The organism is Aliikangiella marina, from assembly GCF_007004765.1.
Taxonomy (GTDB): domain Bacteria; phylum Pseudomonadota; class Gammaproteobacteria; order Enterobacterales; family Kangiellaceae; genus Aliikangiella; species Aliikangiella marina.
On sequence record NZ_VIKR01000003.1, the window covers coordinates 116,020 to 131,909 of the forward strand.

Here is a 15,890-nt window from a genome sequence, read left to right on the forward strand (position 1 = left end):
CTGCCGACAAATGAGCGAGGCGATTTGAGGCTGAGGTTATAAGCTCTCTTGGACATCGTCTTGATTACTTTCTTGGCTTGCTTCTTCTGTCTGAGCCGGTGTGCTTCCCTTCCTCAAGTTCTCAGGGATTTCATAATCACCCTCTGCGGCGACGAGTTTATCTTCTTCAAAAGTTAATACTAAGCGCTTTTTGATGGTTTCACCGATAGACGAGCGCCGATAGCTATATAAATAAGTCCAGGTACTATCTGCAAAGCCGTCATCAATGACGGGAGTCCCCAAGACGAACAAAACTTGGTTTTTACTCAAGTTTGGACGCAAATCATTGATATCTTTTTGATCGAGAATATTACCTTGTTGAATATCTAAACGATAAACGCAAGCGCTTAGCAAAAATACGAATATAAGCGAAAGGTGTTTTAACATCAGTTTACCTAAATAATTTATTACACTTCTCGACTCTAGCGAGTTGTCTCGGGAGTCGACGATTTAGAACCGGCTATTCTATATGATTTCGTGCAAAATGCCTTAAAAAAAGAATATAATACGTCCATATAGTCATTTTTTTACCGAAATAATTCCCTTGTCAGTGGAATTTTTTTGTTTTTATTCAGGAGTGTTGCTTGAACAACCAACAATTAAAAGACGCAGGGCTTAAAGTCACCTTACCGCGATTGAAGATTCTCAACATCTTGGAGAATGCGGAGCAAAAACACCTTAGTGCAGAAGACGTCTACAAGTTGTTGCTTGAGGCGGGCGAAGACGTCGGTTTGGCTACCGTTTACCGAGTATTGACTCAGTTTGAGTCTGCCGGGCTGGTAAGTCGTCACAACTTTGAAGATGGTCATGCCGTATTTGAATTAAGCAGTGATGAGCATCATGACCATATGGTTTGTGTGGATAGCGGCCAAGTCATCGAATTCGTCAGTAAAGCGATCGAAGAACTACAAAGGGAAATTGCTGAACAGCATGGCTATGAGTTGATTGATCATAGCTTGGTTTTATATGTTAAAAAGAAACCTTCATAGGCAGTGGCCAGATTAGTCACCCATATAGCGCGACCCTTAAAGTAACTCACAAAAAAGCCGATCGATTGATCGGCTTTTTCTTTGGTTGGATTGATGTCAGCAATCAGCGTTGGGGGATTAGCTCATCAACTGGCTGCTTTCGAGTACCGTTACTGACTCATCTGATTCAAGTAAAGGCCGCATCTCGGTTAACACTTTTGCTCTTTCATCAGATGATTGCCATTTATTCCAGGCTTCAAGATTTTCCCAGCTTGAAATGATGACAGCATGATTGGCGTTTGCGTTTTCTTGCAGTAATTCGCCAGCAATAAATCCCTCCACTGCAGTCGCTTGTTTTCTCGCGCGGCGAATCATGTCTAAATAATCATGAAAACAGCCTTCTTTGATATGTCTTTCGATGATTACACGTATCATTATCTGTAATTCCTTAGCGGATAGTTATAGCGGCATACACATTGGAGTATGCCGGAGTAATGGGGTGCTTAATATGATGAAGCGCTATTTAAGTCTAGTGTTTAGTTCGCAATGTATCAATTAAATTGTCTTCGAGCTCGACTCGTTTGGCGATAGCTTCTCCAAGCAAAGACAAGTCGTTAGCAAGCTGCTGGAGGGCAGACTCTTCTGCGAATCTTGAGTATTTATCATTAAAGTTGACCACTATGTCAGTCGTCGCCGAAATTTCGGGCAAAAGCTTTTCAAGTAGCGTGATACCTTCCTCACCATTGACTTCGCAAGCAGATACGATTTTTTCATAGACTTCGAAGTGCCCTGCTGAGACATAATCGATTAACAAACCGCAGAATTGGCTAATTTGTTCTTCATTGGGTAAATAGCTGTTGTCGCGCTTTCCGGAAAGACGAAAATATTGAATAAGTAACTGATTCCTTTCATTTAACCAGTTGTTGACAGCCTCATCTGAGGTATCTAATAAGGCTCCAAGCGGGGTATTACTTTCTGACATTCGTGTCAGTCTCCTTTTTTAATGCTAGGATTTTAATTAGGTTTTACCACAATAAAGGCCGGCTGCAAAATTTTTTTGAATTTTGCAAAACTGCTCGGACTTTTATATAAATCAATTGGTTAATTTGAGTTCGTTTTTTTAATGCATTCAAATAATAACACCAAATCATCTGAGTTAAACAAGGAACTTTGATGGAAAGCCAAAATAAGCGCTTAAAAAAGCCGTTTCAATTTGCACGCTACTGGACCATTCGTGGCTTTACTGCGTCCTTGCTTGTTATTGCTGCATTGTTACCGGTAATCAGCGCTCTGAGTATCAACTTTTGGTTAGATGGCGAATATAACTGGCGTGAAGCGGCGCTAGAGTTGGGCGTTGCCTGTTTAACCCTGGCTTTAATTGCCTATCCAGCCTTTCATCTGCTGAACTGGGAATCTGTGCAGGCGCAGCGATGGGATGAAACTCAACAGGACTTTAGGTTGTTGATTGACCAAGTTGTCGACATGGTATTTTTGGTGGCGTTAGATGGTCGCATTGTGGAAGTCAATCAGAGAGCATGCGAATCATTAGGCTATACAAAAGAAGAGCTCAAAAGTCTCTCAGTGCTTGATCTTGATATTGACTGTTATCTGCATCGCCATCCTAAGCTGGTCAAAACCATGCAAAATGGTGGCAACGTGATTTATGAAACTCATTATCGTTGCAAGGGAGGCAAGCGTATGCCTGTGGAATGTCGCGCTAGGATGGCTAATTGGTTGGAGGAACCTCACTATATTGAGTTTATTTCCGACATCACCTTGCGGAGAGATTTTGAAAAAGAAATCGACAAGTCTAAAGAGGCGCTGGAGAAAACCCGTAACTTGCTAGAGATGCGTATTGCAGAACACTCTTCTGAAATCAAGAAGCAAAAACAAAGTCGAGAAATGGCGGAGCGCTATGCAGACTCAATGCAAAATTATCTAGAGAAACTGATCGACTCAATGCCTTCAGGAATTATCGCTGTAGATGAAAAATATCGGGTCATGCAATGGAACATTGAAGCGGAAAAGATGACCAATATCGAAGCAAAAATGGCTATTGGTGAAAAGCTATCCAAACTATTTCCGGCACTCGATCTGGAAATTCAAAATGCGGCAGCTAAACAAGATTTGCTGGGACAAAACCTGAACTTCCGTTTTAAAACTAAGATTCATCACCAGCGAAGGACTTTGGATGTGATGATTTATCCGATTTTTACCTTAAGAGAAGAAGAGCAAGGGGTTGTTATTCGTATCGATGATATTACCGATCAGCTTAAAATTGACGAGACTCTCGTGCAAACAGAAAAGATGCTCTCATTAGGTGGACTCGCGGCTGGGATGGCTCATGAAATCAATAATCCGCTGGGTGCTATTATGCAAAGCACCCAGAACATCAAAAGGCGTTTATCTTCTGAACTACCCAGAAACTTGCAAGTCGCTGACCAAACAGGGGTTGAATTCAACAGTCTGGCCGCATACCTCGATAAGCAGCGGATTAACGAATTTTTGGATGGTATTTTAACTTCGGGTGAGCGAGCTGCACATATTGTTGGTGATATGCTGAGTTTTGCGAGGCCGGCGAATCAAGCATCGAGTGAGATTAGTATTCAAGACGCCCTCGATACAGCCGTAAGGTTGTCAGCCAAAGACTATAACCAAAAGAAGAAATTTGATTTTCGTAAAATCGAAATCCGCAAAACTTTTTCACCGGATATTGGTAGAGTCAGCGCACAGAAGAATCAATTGGAGCAAGTCTTTCTTAACTTACTGATCAATGCGGCACAAGCGTTGGCATCAGTAGAAAGGGAAGGTTTTTTTCCATTGATCGAATTAATTGTTCGCCGAGAGGGACAAAGAGCTTGTATCGAGGTTATCGATAATGGCCCGGGTATGGATGAACAAACCCGTAAGCGAGTGTTCGAACCTTTTTTCACGACCAAAGATGAAAAAACCGGTACGGGCCTAGGTTTATCAGTCTCTTATTTTATTATCTGCGAACAGCTTGGTGGTCAAATGACGGTCGAGTCTCAGCTTGGGAAAGGCTGTCGTTTTACCATACTATTGCCATTACTGCATGAAAGCATCGATACCACTTCACATGACGAGCAAATCGAGTTACCGCTATAGTAGCAAGCGCCGATTGTTGACTAAATAGTGACCTTGGTTTGCCTGAAATGGTTATACAGACTGAATAACATCAAACCACCGACGCCAATGAAAAACAACAATACCCAGCCCGGCATTGATATGCCCATTAAAGACCATGATACTTTGGCACATTCGCCATCACCGGCGAGGACGGCACCAATCACTTCACTGACTGGAAGCATCTCCATCAAGTAGTCGAGTGCAGGACCGCAAGCTGGCACTTCGCCTTCAGGTAAGTTTTGCAACCAGATATGACGTCCGGAAACGACGCCACCTAAAATTGCGCTAAGCAGACCTAAGCTAGCATAAACCGGGCGGGCAATACTGCCAGGTAACGGATTGTGAATTCCGCGAATTAAAAACCATATACCAACGGCTAAAACGCCAATTCGTTGAAATATACATAAGGGGCAGGGATCCATTCCTTCTACGTATTGAAAGTAATAGGCTGCGACCAACAGTTGGTGACATACAAAAGCCATAAACAAATTGAAGCCACGGGTTTCAAACATCTTGGGGTCCTAGTAATTGGTTTTGATACGCTGGCAAGCCTAGCAGAATTTATAGACACAAAAAAGCAGAGGAAATTCCGCATTGGGAAATATTGTTCAAGAGGCGTTAATTTTGAGCGTAAAATTCAGGCAATAAAAAAGCCTCTAAATTGAGGCTTGTAAAAGTTTCCAGTCTGCAGGTCCCATTAAATGGGCTTCTTGTATTCGCTAGCGATGCGTATTTATATCAAACTGATATGGGGCTTGCAACATAAATTTACAAAAAGCCCCAATTTTTTATCTCAACTAGTGATGTAGGACTACTTTTTTCCTTTGAGTGCATCAGCTAACGCCATACCAAATGCAGAATTAGACGGCTTTTGAGGTTTGCTCGGGCGGTTTCTCGCTGTTTGTCGCTGGGGACGATCGCTACTAGAAGGACCCTTAGCCGCGGACTCGGGATTGGGACCGACCATCGATAAACTAATTCGTTTACGTTTGATATCAATATCAGTGACATGAACTTTGACGATATCACCGGTTTTAACAACTTCTCTCGGATTTGAAATAAATCGATCGCTCATCACCGAGATGTGAACTAAGCCATCTTGATGGACACCGATATCGACAAATGCACCAAAGTCAGTGACATTGGTTACGCTCCCCTCTAGCGCCATACCCGGACTGAGGTCAGCAATCTTCTCAACACCTTCCTTAAACTTGGCTGCTTTGAAATCTCCGCGTGGATCGCGTCCTGGTTTTTCCAATTCAGAAAGAATGTCATTAATGGTCGGTAAACCGAATTTCTCTTCGACAAAGTCAGTGGCTTTTAGCTGAGCGAGCTCGGTTTTGTTACCCATGACGCCATCGATGCTCGAGTCGAGCTTGGCGAGCATTTTTTCGACGATTTGATAAGTTTCGGGGTGTACCCCTGAGCGATCCAAGGCATTGTCGCCATCAGTAATCCGTAAGAAGCCTGCGGCTTGTTCGAAGGCTTTAGGACCGAGGCGCTCAACTTGGGTAAGCTGCTTGCGATTGGCGAAGCGTCCATTAGACTCTCGATAACGAATGATATTCTGGGCGAGCGTTTTATTCAGTCCGGATACATAGGTCAATAATGGCGCAGAAGCGGTATTCAGGTCAACACCGACGGAATTAACACAGTCTTCAACCACGCTCGCGAGCGACTTGCTTAATTGGCTTTGGCTGACATCATGTTGATATTGGCCAACACCAATTGCTTTGGGTTCAATTTTTACCAGTTCCGCAAGCGGATCTTGCAAACGTCTGGCGATTGAAACCGCGCCGCGATAGCTTACGTCCAAATCCGGGAACTCTTCAGAAGCCAGCTTTGATGCTGAATAAACGGAGGCGCCAGCTTCATTCACGACGATTTTTTGCAATCCTAAATCGCTGTGTTTTTTCATGACTTCTGCAACGAGTTTGTCTGTTTCTCGAGAAGCGGTTCCGTTGCCAATACTCACCAATTTAACTTTGTGTAATTGGCACATCGTTGCCAGTTTAGCAATTGACTGATCCCACTGATTTTGCGGTGCATGTGGGAAAATCGTGGATTGGGTCAGTAATTTACCCGTATCATCCACAACCACTGCTTTAACGCCGGTTCTCAGGCCCGGATCCAAGCCCATAGTCGCGTATTTACCTGCGGGTGCAGCCATAAGCAAGTCCCTTAAATTAGAAGCAAAAACGCCAATTGCTTGTGATTCAGCTTCTTCCCTTAATTTACCGAGTAGCTCTGTTTCAAAGAAGTTGTGAAGCTTAACTCTCCAAGTCCAAAGCACAACGGTATCAAGCCACGCATCAGCTGGACGACCTTGCTGGCTAATATTTGCGTGTTTTGCGATCAAGTATTGGGCATGGTTGGTTGCTTTGTCATCTTTAAGAATATTGGCATCGACGACCAACTCGAGTGATAAAACACCCTCGTTGCGGCCTCGGAAAAGTGCGAGTGCGCGATGTGAAGGGATTTTGTCGAGTTTTTCCGAGTATTCAAAATAATCACTGAACTTATGGCCAGAATCTTCTTTACCACTGACTACGGTCGAACGTACGTGGGCGTTTTCTTGTAAATAACTGCGAATCGCAGAGAGTAAAACCGCATCTTCAGCAAATTTTTCCATCAGAATTTGTTTGGCACCATCCAACGCCGCTTTGCTGTCATTAATTGCTTTATCGGCATTTAAAAACTCATTTGCAATGGTTTCTGGGGTCAAGCTTGGGTCTTCGAGAAGCTTTAATGCAAGAGGCTCTAGTCCTGCTTCTCTGGCGATCTGCGCTTTAGTTCGTCGCTTCGGCTTGTAGGGCAAGTAAAGATCTTCAAGTTCGCTTTTCGTCTCTGCATTTTCAATGCTCGTCTTGAGTTCAGGAGTCAGTTTTTCTTGTTCTTCGATACTTTTTAAAATGACCTGCCGTCTATCTTCTAACTCGCGCAAGTATCCCAGCCTTTCTTCCAGGTCACGTAATTGGGAGTCATCGAGACCACCCGTGACTTCTTTTCGGTATCGGGCAATAAAAGGTACGGTTGCACCCTCATCGAGTAGGCTTATTGCAGCACTTACCTGCTGTTGTTTGACAGAAAGTTCTTGGGCAATTTGGTCGGCAATATTGAGCATATGTGTTCCTAAAAAGCTGCTAAATAAATAATTTCTTGCTAGAGAGTCTGGCTATGTTGGCTTGTAAATTTGGTTAGGCTTGCATTCGGCTGCATTGAGCAACATAGTTTCAAACCAACTTATAAGCGGTTAAATATTGTGGTCCTTGAGGTTTGGATTGGTATTACCTGTACAAACAAATATTGTTTATTTGTAACGCCGGTTTTATGACCAGGTTGCTAGTCAAGTTAACGGACTGGCGATTATAAACAAATCATCAAGATTTTCAGTATTAAATCGCTATAAAATTCGAGAAAAATATTCTTAAGTGAACGATATCTCACTATAGAAAGTACGCTATAACTGGCTTATAGGTTATACTCTGTAACAATTGGTGCTTAAAAAGTCTTTGCCATTCAAATGGTTAATCGGTCAGAATAATCTAGACTGAGCGTGAAACTTGGCCAAAGCATGGCAAATTAGTCGCTAGTCGAAGAAAAAATGAACAGGCGTAGAGGGGATACGGATGAGTGAAGAAACGCAAAAAATACTCGTAGTTGATGATGACTTGCGTTTGCGCAGTTTATTAGAACGGTACTTTAAAGAACAAGGGTTCATCGTTAAAGCTGCGGCCGATTCAGAGCAAATGGATCGATTTCTTGAAAGGGAAAACTATCATTTGATGGTATTGGACTTAATGCTTCCTGGTGAAGATGGGCTATCTATTTGTCGTCGCTTACGGAGCGATGAAAACAGTATTCCAATTATCATGCTCACCGCAAAAGGAGATGATGTCGATCGTATCATCGGACTTGAGTTGGGGGCGGATGATTATTTAGCCAAACCGTTTAATCCACGTGAACTATTGGCTCGAGTTAAGGCTGTTTTAAGACGCAAAACAACCGAGCTTCCAGGTGCGCCAAGTGGTGAGGAAAAGGTCATTGAGTTTGGTCAGTTTAAGCTCAATTTAGCAACCCGAGAAATGACCAAAAACGGCGAACAGCTTACCTTAACCAGTGGAGAGTTCGCCGTGTTGAAATCTTTGGTGACCAATCCACGGCAACCATTGTCGAGAGACAAATTAATGAATCTTGCGCGCGGACGCGATTACAGTGCTTTAGAGCGCAGTATTGATGTCCAAGTATCACGATTGAGACGCATGATAGAGGACGACCCAGCTAAACCTCGTTATCTCCAAACGGTTTGGGGTATCGGCTATGTGTTTGTTCCAGACAGTGATGATTAACCGAGAGTTAGCCTATAGAAGAACTAAAAAGCCCGCGAATGCGGGCTTTTTCATGTTTTTAAGCTGATTGTGATTCTTGGTTTGAGCGATTAAGCTGTGATAAAAAATCCTATCGAAAAAATGATGCTAATCCCAACCACCAAGCGAGTCATTAATACAGCTTTGTTTTGTTGTTGATTGAGCGACTGTTTAAATCTCGAATACTCGTCGTTGACCGGTGAGCTACAATGATGGCAATGGGTTTGCTCTTCATTGATGGTGTTGTGACAGTGATAACACTGTGCTTCTTGTTTCATGAATCGATCGACAAAACTAACTGCTTGCATAACGCCTACCTCTTGTTAATGGCCCATGCTCATTTTTGATATTTCATGGACTTATCCCGTCGATTAAGTATAAGGAAAGTTGATTGTTTTCTGTACAGCTAAAGTGCCAAACTGCGCACAGTCTGGAACGAAATCATTAAAGTTTTTCCGGTGAGCAAGTTTTGGACGTTTAAACCTCTTCTTCTTCCCCGTCGATAATGAAACCAATTCGGCGCTTGGGGGTTTCTTTTTCGACCTTTTTCACAAAGCAGAGTAATTGGACGGTTGATTGATGTGCCAGCAACATACAAGGGCTGCCATTCATATTGCCTTCGATTCGAATGCCATGAAAGCTTTCTTGCGCAAGTCTTTCAACATTTATTTGGATGCCACCGTACATAACCGCTAAAATTGCTGGCTCTTCGTCTTCTGGCAGTTGCTCGCGCCATTGAATAATCGTATCTGCGAGTCGCCGCATTAACATTCCCGCCGACTGGTATTCATTGGCTTCGCGCAGCCCCGGATCTTTTTTAGGAACGTGCAGCATAGGCAAAGGACGTTGTTGCACCACATGTTTTTTCAGGATTTGTTGAGTATTCTCATATTCGGTATCGATTGCCATGAGCCAAACTCCTCGTTGATTAAAATGTTAACTGAATCGGATTTAACAGCATCCTAGCGTGTTCCTCTCGAAATGAGAAACTCGCCGCACCAAGCTACCTTTTACGTTGGATACCTTCGGGGAGATTTTTGAGTCGTTGCATCTCAGGAGACTCGAAAAATTGTTTGCTCTGTAGGTAATCCAACAACATGTCAAACGCATCAAGTCCCCAAAACATCATTTTATTGGTATCTTGAGTGACAAAACTTGGTACACCAAAGACTTGCTCGGCGGCCGCTTGTTCAGTGTTTGTTCGGAGTCGCTCCTTAACATTGGTATTTGCTGCTGCTGATTGAATGTTCTTGAGCGGGAGGTTTGCTGCTAAATAACTTTCAGCTTCGCGAGAATTAAGATCCATACCTTCCTGCCAAATAACATTAAAAATTGTTTCGATAGCACTGGGGTCGTTTTCACAGGCGATGGCGAGGCGCAGTCCGAGTAGCGAATTAAAGGGATGGTTGGGTGGCATCTTGAAGGAAATATTCAGTTGATGAGCTCGCCAATGACAGTGTTGATAAGTAAAGGTTCTTTTGGGGGGAACTTCAGCGGGGCCAACATTATTCCAGTGTTTGAGCAGTCCGGCTAATAGTATTGGCTTTAATTCAAGCTGTGTATCATCAGGAAGTCGCGAAAATTGCTTAAATTGGATATAAGCAAAAGGTGAGATAAAATCAAAATACCAAGTAAGCTTTTGCATGAACCGATCCTAATGCGTTTTATGAATTTTTATTTCTTGCTTCGAACGCTGCAAGTTGTTCTGGCGTTGCTTTGGTTTGATATTTTTCTTTCCATTCAGCGTAAGGCATTCCATAAACGTATTCACGCGCTTGCTCATAGTCAATTTCTACACCGTTTTCTTTTGCCTCAGCAACAGTCCATTTTGCTAAACAGTTACGACAAAAATCAGCGAGTATCATTAATTCGATATTCTGTACTTCCTTATGGTTATCAAGGTGATTGAGTAAACGCCTGAAAACGGCCGCTTCGATTTCTGGTTTTAGTTCCATAATGTTCGCCTAATTAAAAGTGTTATTTGATTAAAAAAGTGAATCTAAATCACCGAGTTTATGCGTGTTAGCTGATAGTCGAAATGGTATGATTTTCGCTCAAGTCAGTTAACCCCGCTTGCGCATTTCTACTTGGTCGAGCCCCTCGGCAATCCCATTAACTGTCGTCTCCATGGTCTCAAAACCATAATGTCGGAAAAAACCTTGGGCAGCACTGGATGTAGTAATTAAAACATCGACATCACCACAGTCAGATTTGATTTTATTCAATCGAAATTCAAGAAGTTGACGACCCAGACCTAGTTTATGTTTACCTTTATCAAGCATGCCCCAGCGTAAATAACAGCCATCGGATTTTTGTCCCCAGCCGCCACTACAAACAACTTGGTTGTCGTATAAACCAACGTAATACTGATCCTCGTCGGTTAATTGGTTGAGAAAATCAATAAAGTCTTGTCGCTCGTGAAGCGCGAAATAATCTCCAATATTGCTGTCGAATATTTGCAAGCAAGTATCGAAGAATTGTGGCTGATAACGGGTAAACTGTATTTTTTGCATGCTCCGATTATCCTTGCTACCGCAATAGGTTGTCCAGTATTCAGCTATGATGATTTTGTAATCGAATATATTCTCGCTCAAATTATCCTGAGGCGGGTTACTAGGCAAAGTATGAGTGAATGTGCATAATATGCCGCTAATAATTCACTCTGATGACGAACTGATGACTAGCTGGACAGATATTCTTGCCGCCGAAAAATCACAAGATTACTTTCAACAAACCTTAGACTACGTCGCGCAACGAAGACAAGCGGGGATCACTGTTTACCCGCCACAACCGGAAGTTTTTAATGCCTTTAAAGTCACGCCTTTCGAGTCTGTCAAAGTCGTTATTTTAGGACAAGATCCCTATCATGGTCCGAACCAAGCGCACGGATTATGTTTCTCAGTGAAACCTGGTGTACCAGCGCCGCCATCGCTAGTGAACATATATAAAGAGCTTTCAACGGACATTCAAGGATTTAATATTCCTAATCATGGCTACTTAGAGTCATGGGCGGAACAAGGTGTTTTGTTACTAAATACCGTACTGACGGTTGAACAAGGGAACGCACATTCTCACAAACACCTTGGCTGGGAGCAGTTTACTGATCGCGTAATTCAAGGTTTGAGTGACCAGGGAGAAGGAATCGTCTTTTTATTGTGGGGGGCTCATGCGCAAAAGAAAGGGAGAGCTATCGACCAGACTAAACACCATGTGTTGCAAGCACCACACCCCTCGCCATTATCTGCACACCGTGGTTTCTTGGGGTGTCGGCATTTTTCAAAAGCAAATGAATTGCTTAAGCAGCAAAACAAATCGGAAATTGACTGGCGACTTCCTGCAATTGAGTAAACATCACTGATGTATGGTTCAATAGCGCATAAGTGGGTTACAAGTATATTGATTGCTTATTTTCGGTTTTTAGCTTTGCAGAAAGTCGTAATGTTTATCGAGAAAATCTCGGGTGAGTTGTGGCTGTTGATAAAATGCAAAGTGACCACCGTCTGGATACCACTCTACCTCCATCGTATCGTAGGCAGGTTGCATTACTTTGACTAGCGCCGCCGGAATAATATCTTCTTCTTGACCATGCAAGACTAAAATCGGTAGTTGTTTCTCGGCGAGTTGACTTCGAACATTATAGTCTTTTAACGTTGTTAAGTTTATCTGGTTGGCGATGGGATGCGTGTATCGTCGATTAAATATTGCGATTAGTTCATCCTCAAGTGATAAATTGCTAAAGAAGTCGTATTTCTTAGGGCCTTTATACAACTTAAATGCTTCGGCAATATATTGATCGAGACTGCTAAAAATTTGTTGGGCTTCAGCGTTTTGGCTTTGCGCAAGGGCGGCTTGTACTGGACTCGCATCATAACTTCCACAAAATATTAAACTACTTGCCGATAAGTTTTTATCAACAATTGTCGCAGCTTGAATCATTCCGCCGAGTGAGTGACCACATAAAATGGGCTTGTTGAGGTCAAGACTTGTAATAATTTGCTGGTTAAGCGTCACAAGATCATTGAAATGATAGTCTTCTGCTTGCATCGGTGAATCGCCATGTCCAGGTAAATCGTAGGCAATAACGTCGTGTCCTCGGTGATAAAAATAATCGAACAAATCTCGACCACACGAGGTGTTTTGACTGTTGCCATGAATGAAAACAAAAGGGGGCAAGTGCGATTTATTCTGATGAGTCTTATTCTCAAAAGCGATTTTGTTAAGGTCAAAAATTGGTGTATTTTGACGTGATTTGGAAGTCTTTGGTGGGGTATTCATTGTTGTTTAAAATCTACTCTTATTATAAATAGCCAATTCTTTAACATGTCTTTCACGGTTGTTATCAAGAGAAGTCTTAACTTGATACAGTTTTTCCAGATAATCGCTGGGTAGGTCTGCCTCTTGAGCACCTCTGAGCACATGATGATGGTACCATGAGAAAGGCCGTAAATTATTAGTGAATCGGGTCGCTTCATAAGTGATAGCTTTAAACTGATTTCCGTATCCATCAGTGACATTGACGGTTTCGAGTCGATAACCCTGGCCTAACCCCTCAAATCGATCTAAGTTTAATTTATCTTGGTTTTTAATATCAAAGACAACACCATAGGTTTGAGACTCAGATTCTCCAGTATAATTAATGCTGCACTTGGCCGAACCGTCTTGTCCAAGCTTGTTAAATCTAAGGTCATAGCCGTAAAGTACGGCGCTAGAAATAATTCTCGGTTCATCAACTCTTGCTGCGATTCGCTGCAATGACATATTAGAACCATAAGCAAAATATAACATGATAAAAGGTCGCGGTTAGACAAAGTTCAATTTTATCATCGGGTGATTTAATAATATGGATGTTTTATTGTACAAAAGCCATCCTGACAAATCATCGATTACAGCGGTTTATTAAATCCGCTAGAATGAGTGCTATGTATGTCGCATATTGAGCGACAGCGATAAGCAAGGCGAAGAGTCAGCCATGGAAAGATATTTATATCCTTTTTACAGCAAAGTCCTAGCGTCACCAATTAAAACTATCATCATTGCCTTGGTGTTTTTGATTGCTTTGTTCACGGGGTTACCCAACCTTAGCATAAGCAATGACTTTCGGGTCTATCTCAGTAAAGATAACCCGCAATTACAAGCGTTTGAGCAATTTGAAAGAGATTATGTTAAGTCAGATTCGGCCACCTTTGTCGTCACCGCGAAGGAAGGAGATGTTTTCACTCGAGCGGGTTTAACATTAATTGAAGAATTGACGGAAGCATCTCAGCAGGTTGCTTATGCCTATCGAATTTCCTCACTCACTAATTATGTTTATTCGACGTCTTCAAACGATGAGATTGAGAGCAGGTATTTAGTTGAGCAGGCTTCATCGCTTTCTGATCAGCAAATAGCGGCGGTCAGAGAAATTGCCTTCGCTGAAAAGCGTCTTATTAAAAATTTTATGACCGCCGATGGTAAATTAGCTTTAGTATTTATTATCTTGAATTTACCCAAAGACGAGGCCGATCCTTCGCTCAAGGTCACCGAGCAAATGGAAACAATTCGCGATAAGTTTCGAAAGCGATATCCGCAATTCCAAATTGATAATGGGGGATCAACTGCGCTCAATGCCACACTGGCAAGAGCTGTAGCAAGCGACCTAACAACCCTTGTACCGCTGAGCTACATCATTGTCTTTACAGGATTATTTTTATTTCTAAGAAGTATGGTTGGGACAATTGCGATCTTCATTTTAATCACGAGCTGCTTGTTAGCGACATTTGGTTTTTTTGGATGGGTTGCTCCGTTATTAACGCCAATCGCAGGGTTTGCCCCATCGGTTTTATTGTCAATTATGGTCGCGGATAGTGTTCACATATTAGTGACTTATTATCACCAGCTGCATGATAACAAAGATCAAAAAACAGCAATGCTGGAAAGTTTAAAGATCAACTTTATGCCTGTCTTTATTACCAGTATCACGACAATCATTGGTTTTTTGAGTCTTAATTTTAGTACTTCACCACCGTATCGGGATCTGGGAAATATGGTCGCATTTGGTGTTTTTATCGCTCTCCTCTTTAGTGTGACTCTATTGCCCGCACTTATGATGGTGTTACCGGTCGGTAAAGCTGCAGATAAACCGCATCGACACTTTATGAGCGATTTTGCTGAGGTAATTATACGCTATAAGAAGCGTTTTTTAATCGTTATGAGCTTGCTAACCATTGGGCTTGTGTATTTTATTCCGAATAATAAACTCAGTGATAATTGGTCGACTTATTTTGACGATAGTTTTGAGATTATGCAGCTTGTTAAAAGAATAGACGGATATCTGAGCGGTATCAATGTACTGGAATACTCGTTTCAATCAAATACTGAACGCGGTATTTTTGATCCGAAATTTATGCAACAACTGGAAGCGTTTGAGGCTTGGTTTGAAACACAAAACAAAGTCGTTAAAGTAACTTCAATCACTCATTTGATGAAAGATCTCAACCAATTAATGCATAATGATAATAGTGACTTTCATCAAGTACCCGAATCAGCAGAACTTGCTGCTCAGTATTTACTATTTTATGAGTTTGGCTTACCTGCAGGTGTTGATCTCACCAACCAAATCACAATGGACAAAAGCGCAACTCGTTTTTCGGTTTCAATATCTGAAGCCGGTTCCGATGAGTTGTTAGCGCTAGATGCTAAGGCGCAGCAATGGCTGCAAGAAAATGCACCAGCAATTAAACTTTCTCCTGCGACAGGGCTAGGCGTCGTATTTGCGCATATCGCACAACGAAATATTGTGAGCTTGCTGCAAGGAACGCTGTTAGCCTTAGTCGGGATTTCATTAATTCTTATCGTGGTTCTTAAATCAGTGAAGTTTGGAATGATAAGTCTCGTCCCAAACTTGATCCCGGCGGCAATGGCTTATGGCTTGTGGGGAATGACGTTTGGCTATGTTGATATCGCGTTGTCTATCGTCGCATGCTCTACTTTGGGGATTGTGGTAGATGATACAGTTCATTTTCTGCATAAATATATACTCGCACGGCGTGCTGGAAATTCTGCAGAAGATGCGTTGCGGAGTGCATTTAAACGGGTAGGTATTGCATTATTAACGACGACCACAGCTTTAGCTGGTGGGTTTTTGATCCTTGCTATTTCTCATATGAATAGCTCCGCAACGATAGGTATCCTTATGGCAGTAACCTTAATATTTGCACTAGTTGTCGATTTTCTATTGTTACCTCCGCTTCTGCTTTATTTTGATAAAGGAAAATTAAAACGCTATTCACTTTTTAACTCGCTTGTTCGCTAATTTGACTTCGATAGGAAAATTAGTTTGGCCAAATTTGACAGCTTTGAGTTGTCGGTATACGCTGATGAAAAGGGGATT

General features: G+C 42.2%; 17 protein-coding genes. 5 read left to right on the plus strand and 12 right to left on the minus strand.

The genetic code is table 11. The features are described 5' to 3' along the window. Window positions 1–36: 36 nt before the first annotated feature. Window positions 37–426, minus strand: coding sequence for an outer membrane protein assembly factor BamE (locus FLL45_RS12425; RefSeq protein WP_142942380.1), 390 nt, complete (start codon window positions 424–426; stop codon window positions 37–39). Between the two features lie 197 nt (window positions 427–623). Between FLL45_RS12425 and fur the strand changes: the two genes are divergently transcribed. Then, window positions 624–1,028: a ferric iron uptake transcriptional regulator gene (gene fur / locus FLL45_RS12430; protein WP_142942381.1), complete on the plus strand. Its 405-nt coding sequence runs from the start codon at window positions 624–626 to the stop codon at window positions 1,026–1,028. A gap of 117 nt (window positions 1,029–1,145) precedes the next feature. Here the strand turns inward: fur and FLL45_RS12435 are convergent, their stop codons facing one another. Both FLL45_RS12435 and rsd read right to left on the minus strand, forming a co-directional pair. Continuing rightward, complete coding sequence (locus tag FLL45_RS12435; protein ID WP_142942382.1) at window positions 1,146–1,442, minus strand: antibiotic biosynthesis monooxygenase family protein; 297 nt, start codon at window positions 1,440–1,442, stop codon at window positions 1,146–1,148. A gap of 94 nt (window positions 1,443–1,536) precedes the next feature. Then, entirely contained in the window at window positions 1,537–1,989 is a 453-nt protein-coding gene (rsd, locus tag FLL45_RS12440) for a sigma D regulator (protein ID WP_142942383.1), read from the minus strand. 191 nt (window positions 1,990–2,180) lie between these two features. Between rsd and FLL45_RS12445 the strand changes: the two genes are divergently transcribed. After that, window positions 2,181–4,133 (plus strand): PAS domain-containing sensor histidine kinase, encoded by a 1,953-nt coding sequence (locus FLL45_RS12445; protein ID WP_142942384.1) that lies wholly within the window; start codon window positions 2,181–2,183, stop codon window positions 4,131–4,133. A gap of 20 nt (window positions 4,134–4,153) precedes the next feature. Here the strand turns inward: FLL45_RS12445 and FLL45_RS12450 are convergent, their stop codons facing one another. Together FLL45_RS12450 and FLL45_RS12455 are read right to left on the minus strand one after the other, a co-directional pair. Further along, window positions 4,154–4,666, minus strand: coding sequence for a disulfide bond formation protein B (locus tag FLL45_RS12450; RefSeq protein WP_142942385.1), 513 nt, complete (start codon window positions 4,664–4,666; stop codon window positions 4,154–4,156). A 299-nt stretch (window positions 4,667–4,965) separates the two neighbouring features. Continuing rightward, window positions 4,966–7,278, minus strand: coding sequence for a Tex family protein (locus FLL45_RS12455; protein ID WP_142942386.1), 2,313 nt, complete (start codon window positions 7,276–7,278; stop codon window positions 4,966–4,968). A gap of 505 nt (window positions 7,279–7,783) precedes the next feature. On the opposite strand from FLL45_RS12455, the gene ompR reads away from it, so the two are divergent. Beyond that, window positions 7,784–8,503, plus strand: a complete 720-nt coding sequence (ompR, locus tag FLL45_RS12460; protein WP_142942387.1) for an osmolarity response regulator transcription factor OmpR — start codon at window positions 7,784–7,786, stop codon at window positions 8,501–8,503. Between the two features lie 89 nt (window positions 8,504–8,592). Here ompR and FLL45_RS12465 read toward each other — a convergent pair whose 3' ends face one another. From FLL45_RS12465 to FLL45_RS12485, 5 genes are all read right to left on the minus strand, one after another. Further along, the gene (locus tag FLL45_RS12465; protein WP_142942388.1) at window positions 8,593–8,829 is read right to left on the minus strand and encodes a hypothetical protein; all 237 of its coding nucleotides are present in this window, start codon (window positions 8,827–8,829) and stop codon (window positions 8,593–8,595) included. Between the two features lie 169 nt (window positions 8,830–8,998). Beyond that, window positions 8,999–9,430: a DUF6173 family protein gene (locus tag FLL45_RS12470; RefSeq protein ID WP_142942389.1), complete on the minus strand. Its 432-nt coding sequence runs from the start codon at window positions 9,428–9,430 to the stop codon at window positions 8,999–9,001. A 94-nt stretch (window positions 9,431–9,524) separates the two neighbouring features. After that, complete coding sequence (locus FLL45_RS12475) at window positions 9,525–10,166, minus strand: 2-hydroxychromene-2-carboxylate isomerase (RefSeq protein WP_142942390.1); 642 nt, start codon at window positions 10,164–10,166, stop codon at window positions 9,525–9,527. Window positions 10,167–10,185: 19 nt separating this feature from the next. Beyond that, window positions 10,186–10,476, minus strand: a complete 291-nt coding sequence (locus FLL45_RS12480; RefSeq protein WP_142942391.1) for a DUF1244 domain-containing protein — start codon at window positions 10,474–10,476, stop codon at window positions 10,186–10,188. Window positions 10,477–10,584: 108 nt separating this feature from the next. Continuing rightward, entirely contained in the window at window positions 10,585–11,034 is a 450-nt protein-coding gene (locus FLL45_RS12485; RefSeq protein ID WP_142942392.1) for a GNAT family N-acetyltransferase, read from the minus strand. 130 nt (window positions 11,035–11,164) lie between these two features. Here FLL45_RS12485 and ung point away from each other — a divergent pair, with 130 nt between their 5' ends. Beyond that, complete coding sequence (ung, locus tag FLL45_RS12490) at window positions 11,165–11,869, plus strand: uracil-DNA glycosylase (RefSeq protein WP_246075824.1); 705 nt, start codon at window positions 11,165–11,167, stop codon at window positions 11,867–11,869. Window positions 11,870–11,938: 69 nt separating this feature from the next. Here ung and FLL45_RS12495 read toward each other — a convergent pair whose 3' ends face one another. Both FLL45_RS12495 and FLL45_RS12500 read right to left on the minus strand, forming a co-directional pair. Further along, window positions 11,939–12,796: an alpha/beta fold hydrolase gene (locus tag FLL45_RS12495; protein ID WP_142942393.1), complete on the minus strand. Its 858-nt coding sequence runs from the start codon at window positions 12,794–12,796 to the stop codon at window positions 11,939–11,941. Between the two features lie 6 nt (window positions 12,797–12,802). Beyond that, window positions 12,803–13,306 carry a gamma-glutamylcyclotransferase family protein gene (locus FLL45_RS12500; protein ID WP_142942394.1) on the minus strand — a complete coding sequence of 168 codons (504 nt, stop codon included), beginning with the start codon at window positions 13,304–13,306 and terminating at the stop codon, window positions 12,803–12,805. Between the two features lie 184 nt (window positions 13,307–13,490). On the opposite strand from FLL45_RS12500, the gene FLL45_RS12505 reads away from it, so the two are divergent. Further along, window positions 13,491–15,812, plus strand: coding sequence for an efflux RND transporter permease subunit (locus FLL45_RS12505; protein WP_142942395.1), 2,322 nt, complete (start codon window positions 13,491–13,493; stop codon window positions 15,810–15,812). Window positions 15,813–15,890: the final 78 nt, after the last annotated feature.